This window comes from Dyadobacter sp. HNCC25DJ187, from assembly GCF_056895255.1.
On record NZ_JBXHAT010000006.1, the window covers coordinates 60,897 to 70,103 of the forward strand.

At 39.7% G+C, this 9,207-nt stretch carries 6 protein-coding genes and 1 rRNA gene; 6 read left to right on the forward strand and 1 reads right to left on the reverse strand.

All coding sequences use genetic code 11. The annotated features are described in order from the left end of the window. Window positions 1-4 precede the first annotated feature (4 nt). The 5 genes from ybeY (at window position 5) to AC1XUE_RS25535 (ending at window position 7,176) form a co-directional block, all read left to right on the forward strand. Window positions 5-418, forward strand: a complete 414-nt coding sequence (ybeY, locus tag AC1XUE_RS25515) for an rRNA maturation RNase YbeY (protein ID WP_483358825.1) — start codon at window positions 5-7, stop codon at window positions 416-418. 65 nt (window positions 419-483) lie between these two features. Next, the gene (gene mnmG, locus AC1XUE_RS25520) at window positions 484-2,346 is read left to right on the forward strand and encodes a tRNA uridine-5-carboxymethylaminomethyl(34) synthesis enzyme MnmG (protein WP_483358826.1); all 1,863 of its coding nucleotides are present in this window, start codon (window positions 484-486) and stop codon (window positions 2,344-2,346) included. Next, window positions 2,346-3,245: a class I SAM-dependent methyltransferase gene (locus AC1XUE_RS25525; RefSeq protein ID WP_483358827.1), complete on the forward strand. Its 900-nt coding sequence runs from the start codon at window positions 2,346-2,348 to the stop codon at window positions 3,243-3,245. The genes mnmG and AC1XUE_RS25525 overlap by 1 nt, the downstream gene beginning before the upstream one ends. Before the next feature lie 69 nt (window positions 3,246-3,314). Continuing rightward, on the forward strand, window positions 3,315-4,925 hold the full coding sequence (locus tag AC1XUE_RS25530; protein WP_483358828.1) for an Ig-like domain-containing domain: 1,611 nt from the start codon (window positions 3,315-3,317) through the stop codon (window positions 4,923-4,925). 439 nt (window positions 4,926-5,364) lie between these two features. Continuing rightward, complete coding sequence (locus tag AC1XUE_RS25535; RefSeq protein WP_483358829.1) at window positions 5,365-7,176, forward strand: tetratricopeptide repeat protein; 1,812 nt, start codon at window positions 5,365-5,367, stop codon at window positions 7,174-7,176. A gap of 133 nt (window positions 7,177-7,309) precedes the next feature. Here AC1XUE_RS25535 and thrC read toward each other — a convergent pair whose 3' ends face one another. Then, window positions 7,310-8,608: a threonine synthase gene (gene thrC, locus AC1XUE_RS25540; protein ID WP_483358830.1), complete on the reverse strand. Its 1,299-nt coding sequence runs from the start codon at window positions 8,606-8,608 to the stop codon at window positions 7,310-7,312. 528 nt (window positions 8,609-9,136) lie between these two features. Here thrC and AC1XUE_RS25545 point away from each other — a divergent pair. Beyond that, window positions 9,137-9,207, forward strand: a 16S ribosomal RNA gene (locus AC1XUE_RS25545); the annotation flags it as partial.

The following is a 9,207-nucleotide window of genomic DNA, read 5'->3' on the forward strand; positions in this document are numbered from 1 at the left end:
CATTATGCTTAAGTTTTTCACGGAGGAGATTGAATTCAAGGTACCACAAGTCATAAAAACGACGAAGTGGATAAAGACGATATCAGAATTGAATGGCTATAAGATAGGTGAGATTAACTATATCTTATGTTCCGACGATTATCTGCTAGAGATAAACAAGCAGTATCTGGAACACGACTATTACACAGATATCATCACCTTCGACAACAGTGAAGATGAAGACAAATTGGAAGGTGATGTTTTTGTGAGTGTAGATAGGGTGCGGGATAATGCTGAGTCATTGAACGTACCATTTGAGACAGAGTTTCGTCGCGTAATTATTCATGGCATACTTCATCTGATGGGTTACGAAGATTCAACAGATGAACTGAAATTACAAATGAGAGCCAAAGAGGATGAATACCTTACGCTCTTTTAAATATTTCCACGTGGAACACTTTAATTAAAGTACTTCAACGTAATTCACGAGAATAAAATCAAATTATGTTTCCAGAATATGATGTAATAGTAGTTGGTGCAGGACATGCCGGTTGTGAAGCTGCGTCAGCAGCAGCAACCATGGGATCCAAAGTTCTACTTATTACCATGAACATGCATACCATTGCCCAGATGTCATGCAACCCAGCTATGGGCGGTGTTGCGAAAGGTCAGATTGTCCGAGAAATAGACGCATTGGGCGGACAGTCGGGTATTGTAAGTGACAAGACAATGATTCAGTTTCGGATGCTGAATTTATCTAAAGGGCCTGCCATGTGGAGCCCAAGATGCCAGAGCGACCGGATGCTCTTTGCCCAGGAATGGCGTAATATCCTGGAGGGAAACCCAAACGTGGATTTCTGGCAGGACACAGCAAAGGAAATTATAGTAGAGGATGGTAAGGCAGCAGGGGTACGTACTAGCTTGGGAATAGACATTAAATCCAAAGCGGTGGTTTTGACAAACGGTACCTTTCTGAACGGACTCATTCATATCGGAGAGAAAAACTTCGGGGGAGGTAGAACGGGAGAGAAGGCAGCCACAGGAATAACAGAACAGTTGGTGCAACTCGGCTTCGAAGCTGGCCGGATGAAAACCGGAACACCTCCCAGGGTAGATGGCCGATCTCTGGATTATTCCAAAATGGAAGAACAACCCGGCGATGAAAATCCAAGCAAATTCTCCTACACGGATACCGCCTCACTTACCAAGCAACGTAGCTGCTGGATTACCTATACGAATTCAGAAGTACATGAAGTTTTGAGAACTGGATTTGAAAAATCCCCCATGTTCTCAGGCCGTATAAAAGGAATTGGACCTAGGTACTGCCCTTCTGTAGAAGATAAAATCAATCGCTTCGCTGACAAAGATCGTCATCAGATTTTTGTAGAACCGGAAGGATGGGATACGGTAGAAGTGTATGTAAATGGTTTCTCAACATCTTTACCCGAAGATGTACAATATGCAGCTCTTCGTAAAATTCCAGGTTTTGAAAATGCAAAAATGTTCAGACCAGGCTATGCGATAGAATATGATTACTTTCCACCTACGCAGTTGAAATCGACGTTGGAAACACATTTGATCAAAGACTTGTTTTTTGCAGGGCAGATCAATGGTACAACAGGATATGAGGAAGCCGCTTGTCAAGGACTGATGGCAGGTATTAATGCACATAGAAATACGCATAATGAAGAGGCATTCATCCTGAAAAGGTCAGAAGCTTACATTGGCGTACTGATAGATGATCTGATCAATAAAGGGACAGAAGAACCCTATCGCATGTTTACCTCCCGGGCAGAATACAGGACGCTCCTCAGACAGGATAACGCAGATATTCGACTTACGCAAAAGGGGTACGATATTGGTCTTGCAGATATACAAAGACTTACGAATGTGCAGAAGAAAATAGCGCAGGTAGATGAAATAGTAGGCTTGTTTTCTAATACAAAGCTAAGTCCTGACGAAGCCAATCCAACGCTGGAACAACTCGGAACAGCACCACTCAGAGAGAAAATTTCAATTGCTCAAATGCTTAAGAGGCCGCAAATTACAATTGAACAACTAGCTGTTTCTCTTCCCAAGATCGCCGAAATGATAGACAGCTACAGCCTGGATTCGATACAGCAGGCACAAATTCATATCAAATATGACAGCTATATCGAAAAGGAAATGCTCCTGGTAGAAAAAATGAACAGACTGGAAGACCTTAGTATTGTAGACAATTTCAATTACGATGCAGTAAGCTCGCTGTCTTTTGAAGGACGTGAAAAATTGAAACGTACCAAGCCAGGCACAATTGGGCAGGCCTCCAGAATAAGCGGTGTCAGCCAGTCAGATATTTCAGTACTCATGCTATACATAGGTCGATAATGCCGTTAGAAACTTTAGATAAATGCCCGGTTTGTCAATCCTCTTCATTCAATAACTATTTAAATGTAGAAGATTACACCGTCTCCCATAAGGAGTTTACCATACAACAATGCAATGACTGCTATTTTCTTTTTACCAATCCCCGCCCACCATTGGGAGAGATAGGAGCATACTACCAGTCTGACAACTACATATCGCATCATGACAGTGGAACTGACCTCATGAGTAAAATATATAATGGTGTAAGAAACCATACTATCAAGCAGAAAGTACAGCTCATCAATCAGCTTCATGCAGGAAAAGGCGAGATGCTGGATGTTGGCTGTGGTACCGGTAGTTTTATACAGGCATGCAAAAAGGATGGTTGGAAAGTATTCGCAACGGAGCCTGATGAGGATGCAAGAAAGATAGCAGCCAACAGAGTAGAGGGAGAAATATTTAGCAGTATACTCACACCTGCTTTACAAGATCAGAAATTTGACATCATCTCTCTCTGGCACGTTTTGGAGCATATTCACGATCTGAATGAGACCATTTCCTGGCTGGGAGATCATCTGACAGATCAGGGAAAACTGATCATTGCCGTACCCAATCCACAATCACTGGATGCACAGGAATACAGGAAATTCTGGGCAGCTTACGACGTTCCCCGGCATCTCTACCATTTCACCAAAAGCACCATGAAGACATTGATGAATAAACATCAGCTTCAGGTTACAGAAGTACTACCCATGTGGTTTGACTCCTTCTATGTAAGCATGCTCAGTACAAAATACAAAGGTGGATCCGTCAGCTTATTTGATACTGCAAAAACAGGTCTCTTATCAAATTTGAAAGGAAGATCGGGGCAGGATGGAATCAATACATCAAGCCTGATTTATGTCATTACAAAACAATAATTAGTCCAACCGTTCCAACAAGCCCTCAATACTCATAAAAATGTATTGAGGGCTTTTATTTAAAAATTCATGATCAGATCACTGATAATTACGATCATCTGTGCTGTCGCATTCTTTCGATGCGCTCAGCAAGTTTCACCCACTGGTGGAAAGAAAGACACTCTCTCCCCCAATCTCATTCAAAGTATCCCTGAAAACAGAACGCTAAATTTTAAGGAAAATAAAATTCAGCTCTTTTTCGACGAATACATTGTTGTAGATAACATCAATCAGAAACTGGTCATAACGCCTGAAGCGGATAATCCGTACACCTATAAATTAAACGGAACATCCATTACACTGAATTTTAAAAAACAATTTCAGGACAGTACCACTTACACGCTCAATTTTGGCGACGGGATCAAAGATTTTGCGGAAAGAAATCCTGCTAAAAATCTCAAACTTGTTTTCAGCACCGGTAGCTCTCTCGATTCCGGGAGAGTATACGGAGCCGTAAAAGATGTACAAACAGATAAACCCATTTTTGATGTGCTGGTAGGGCTATACAATGTGAGTGATACACTCAATGTGGCCAAACAAAAGCCCTATTATTTCTCACGCACGGACAGTAGTGGAATATTCAGTATTGAAAATGTTCAGCTAAAATCTTACAAACTCATCGCCATTGACGACAAAAATCGGAATATGTTGTACAATGCGAAAGACGAAAGAGTAGGTTTCTTGGAAAAAACCATCTACGCAGGAGCTGATTCCATCTATTACCATTTAGGTATGGCTCTATCCGATAATACACCACTCAAGATACAGCGAACCATCCCAAAGGTGAATAATTACGGGATCATGTTTAATAAAAGTATAAGTCATGTTGAGGTAAAATTTGCGAGCCAGGACAGCTTGCCGTACATGATTGAAAATGGTAACTCCATCAAGTTTTTTAACGTACAGCCACATTCGGATAGTACAGTAGTTAACATGACCGTCACTGATTCACTCAATGTATCCACCGATTTAGAGCAAAAGATTGCATTTCAGCCTCCAAGGGGAAAAGACCGGCAAAGAGATCCTTTTACCATGACAAGTAAGCCCGATCAAGGGAAAGCGCTGGCAAAATCCTTCACTTACCAGATGATTTTTAATAAGCCAGTTCAAATGATTGATCAGGATGAAATAGAGTTACTTGCCGATTCCACAGGCAGGCAACCACTAAAAAGTTTGACTTATAAATGGAATAAGACCCGTAATCAATTAACTATAAATGCCCAATCCACTGCAAAAGATACTATCAAATGGGAGCTACCTAAGGGCAGTGTCATTAGTGTTGAAGGAGATACACTTGCAAAAACCACTTTGAAACATCCCGTAATCAAAGATGAAGATTATGGAATGTTAAGCGGAGCTGTTGTGAATGCCGATACAGCAGTGGCATATATTGTACAACTATTAGATGAACAGTACAAAGTAATTGACCAGCATACCGGCACTAATTATAGCTTTATTCATATTCCCCAAGGTAAATATTTTTTACGCGCCATACTGGACACTAATAAAAACGGGAGATGGGATACAGGACAAATTGAAAAGGGACTGCAGCCCGAAAAAATCTTCTACTTAAAGGAAAAACTACTGATCAAAAGCAATTTTGAGTTGAATAACATCAATCTGAATTTGTCCACACCCTGATACTATCGATATTTCTTATGCACTAAGTGTGGATAACTATGTGCATATCTCTAAAAATCTGTTTATAACTAAGCTAAAGATGTGAACAACTGTGTGGATAAGCCCGTATCTATGTGCATATCTTTAGCGAATGTGCTCTCTAGTGGACAAGTTGAATCTATAATTGAGTTAACATACCGTTAATACACTTTAGAAAGTGTGGATAACTAAAGTCTATAACTAATACCACTTACCCACATAGGAATGTCAATAATTAATTTCTATTATTGTAATTCAGCAACTTAGTTGTGCATAAAAGTAGTTACTTCAGTGGATAAACCCCTAAAGTTTTCCACAAAATGTTGATAACTCTGTTAATCTTAAGTGTATAAGCTCTTTATGCACATATCCACAGCTCTAATAAGTGATAATAAATAAACAAAGATTTTTTTTATCTATTATGAAAAGGGTTTATAGGTTACTGATGATAGGGATTATGCTGGGGGCCGGGGAGGCGGGCCAGGCGCAGACCAACCGCGAGCTGGCCGATGAATACCTTAAAAAGGATGATTGTTCGAAAGCGGTTAGTTATTATACCGATATTATAAAAACACAATTTGATAAGTCTGCACTGAAAAATTATACATCCTGTATAATCCGGATGAAAGCATGGCCCGACGCCGATACATTTTTCAAAAGACAGATAAAGTCTGATGCTCAGAACGAAGCCTGGTACCAGCTTTTCTGGGGGAGCGTTGCAGAGGCCCAAAGAAAGCCACAGGAGGCGTCCAGAAGATTTGAACAGGCTCTGGCAGCAACTGGTCTGAGAATGGACATCAAGCGTGAAATCGCCGAGGAATTTCGAAGTATGAATCAACCGCTTTGGGCTAAGAATACTTTTCAGGATGCTCGTTTGGTAGCAAAACGGGAAGATCTGTTCCAGCTGGAAATGGCAAGCATATATAGGGAGCTGAATGAGCCGCAAAAAATGATAGATGAACTGCTATCTTATGGTATGCGCTATCAGAATATGGAGGTTGTTCAGGCCATGCTTCAGGATTTCACAAAGGATGAAAAGGAGCAGGTACTCCTGGAGAAAGTGCTTTATGAACGAATTCAGAAATTTCCCAATGAAGGTTTCTATAATGAATTGCTGATCTGGTATCAGATTCAGAAAAAAGACTTTTATAAAGCATTTGTACAGGAGCGTGCTTTGGACAAGCGATTTAAGCACAATGGATCGCGACTGTTTAATCTTGGACAGCTTGCATTCCAGAATCAGGATTATGGATCCTCTGTTCAGGTTTTTGATTATCTGGTGAAAGAATATCCTACCGGACAACTCTATCCTGTTTCCAGAAGAATGGCTATTGTTTCGAGGGAAGAACAAGTAAAAACTACCTATCCTGTCAAGAAGAGTGAGGTTCAGAAACTGCTGATCCAATATCAGGCTCTGGTAGATGAGCTGGGCATAAATGTCCGAACGATTGAAGCACTCAGGAATATGGCAATATTAAATGCCTTTTACATGGATGACTTCAAAAAAGCTATTTCTATTCTGGAAAATATCATAGAGGCCGGTAAGCAGGAAAAAAAGTTTGTAGATAAATGTAAACTGGATCTGGGCGATATCTATTTATTGCAGGGAGAGCCCTGGGAAGCTTCCCTGATCTATTCACAGGTGGAAAAGTCGCAGAAAGATGATGTACTGGGTTATGAAGCCAAGCTCAGAAATGCAAAGCTGCATTATTTCAAAGGTGAATTTGAACTCGCAAAGTCAGTGTTGGATATACTTAAAAAAGCGACAACAAGGGAAATTGCAAATGATGCGAATAGTCTAAGCCTTTTAATTATGGATAATACGGGCTTGGATAGTTCTGAAGCGGCCATGAAAGAATATTCTAATGTAGAGCTTTTGCTTTTTCAGAATAAGAAGTATGAGGCCTTAGAAATGTTGAAAGGACTCTATACCAAGTATGAGCATCATAGTTTGTCAGATGAGATATTATGGCTTACTGCTAATACATATATGAAGCTTGACAGTAATCAACAAGCCATGTCATCTCTTAAACTATTGTACGAAAAATTTGGAGTTGACATTTTGGGTGATGATGCGCTTTATACAATGGCAAAATTGAATCAGGAAAAACTCAATAACAAGGAAGAGGCAATGCGGATGTTTCAGGAGCTGATGGAAAAATATCCGGGAAGTATTTTTGTTGCCGACTCCCGGAAAAGATTCAGATTACTTAGAGGAGATGTGATCAACTAAAATCTAAAAAGGAAGAATTCTTAAAAACTGCTGGATTTCTTCCTTTTTAGATTTGTCTATTTGCGGACTTATATGCGGTTAAATGCTTCTATCTAAATCTAAGGCGCTTCTTTTTCTAGTTATCATTCCTTAATTAACTCAATAACAGCTCTTTAAAGGATGAAAATGATGTATCCATTTTAGTAGCAACTTTTTCAATAGAAAGTAATTTGCCTAGTCTTTCCGGAACATTCACCTTAATACCTAATATATCTTCAACAAGATCGATAAATTTAGCGGGATGAGCAGTTGACAGAAACACTCCTGTAAAATCGGTCTTCTCAGACTGGCGATATTCTTCAAGCGCTTTGTAAGCAACCGCAGTGTGCGGACATAATACATATCCGGTGTTTCCATAAACTTCACGCATAGCTTTTTTTGTTTGCGAGTCGTTATAAAAATATCCTTTCATTTTTTCATTGATCAAATTAAGATCATCATTTAGAAGACGTGTCATTCGAATGAAATTACTTGGGTTGCCGACATCCATGGCATTGGAGATGGTATCAATAGATGGGCGAGGTTCAAACTTGCCGCTTTCAAAATATCTCGGAACTGCATTATTCAGGTTTGTTGCTGCAATGAAACGATGAATAGGTAGTCCCATTCTAAATGCCAGTAGGCCTGCACTCAGGTTCCCGAAATTCCCACTTGGTACTGCGAATACAATTGGCTTCCCTAGCTTTTTGAGTTGGGCATAAGCAGAGAAAAAATAGAAAGACTGAGGTATCAGTCGTGCTATATTAATCGAATTGGCAGAGGCAAGGTTAAATTTAGAAGATAGCTCTTCATCCAGGAAGGCTTCTTTAACAAGCTTCTGGCAGTCATCAAAAGTACCGTTAACTTCAATTGCTCTTACATTGTGTCCTAGCGTAGTGAGTTGTTTCTCCTGAATTTCACTTACTTTTCCACTAGGATATAAGATGGTAACAGAAATACCTGGTACCTTATAAAAACCTTGTGCAACAGCTCCACCCGTATCTCCGGAAGTAGCTACAAGTATCTTTATTTCTTTTTCTGCGCGACTCAGGAAATGCGACATAAGTGCCGCCATAAATCGTGCACCAAAGTCTTTAAAGGCCATTGATGGGCCGTGAAATAGCTCCAGAACATAATCACCAGGTGTAATTTGAACAACGGGTGCTTCAAAATCATAAGCTTTGTCTATAATAGAGATAATGTCATCTCTGGATATATCATCAGCAAGAAGGGTAAAAGCCACTTCTACGGCTATTTCTTTAAATGACCGGTCTTCTATCGTATCCAGAAAGGATGGATCGATCTGAGGGATTTTTTCAGGCATATAGAGCCCGTTATCCGAGGGAAGACTGCGAAACACCGCTTCTTCTAATGATGCGGTTAAATTCTGGTTTTTAGTACTGCGAAAAATCATCTCCTATAAGAGTAAGTGCCCGGATATCTTTATCCATGCAAATTTAAGGAAATACCTACTGCCAAGGGGAGATTGAAAATGTATTTCTTGAAAGAATATATGCAATTGGCATGTGCATATTTAGGGATACGCATTTATTAGAGAACAAACCTCAGCCATAATGCAGAAAATTAATTCATCTCACTCAGATTTCCAGGTAATCATTTTTCAGTGACATGTGAAGCAAATAAAAGAATATGCATGGTATCACATGGCTTTTCTGGCTATTCTTAGGATGATTTTTGTTAATTATTTTAAATAATAAAGAACTTTAAAAAAAAATTGAAATATTTTTGAGTGTGCGCTTGCATCCATAAAAACATTTTCTACCTTTGCAATCCCAATCGCAGATGGCGAAAGAGAAAAGAAAGAAAAGAGAGTCTGATTGGTTTTTGTTCTTTGACATGATGAGATAAACTAAAAGAGTAAGAAAAACTCGTTTAAGAAGATTCGGTCCTATTTTTCGGAATAGAGATCACAAAAAAATTTACAATGGAGAGTTTGATCCTGGCTCAGGATGAACGCTAGCGGCAGGCTTAATACATGCAAGGCGAAGGGGT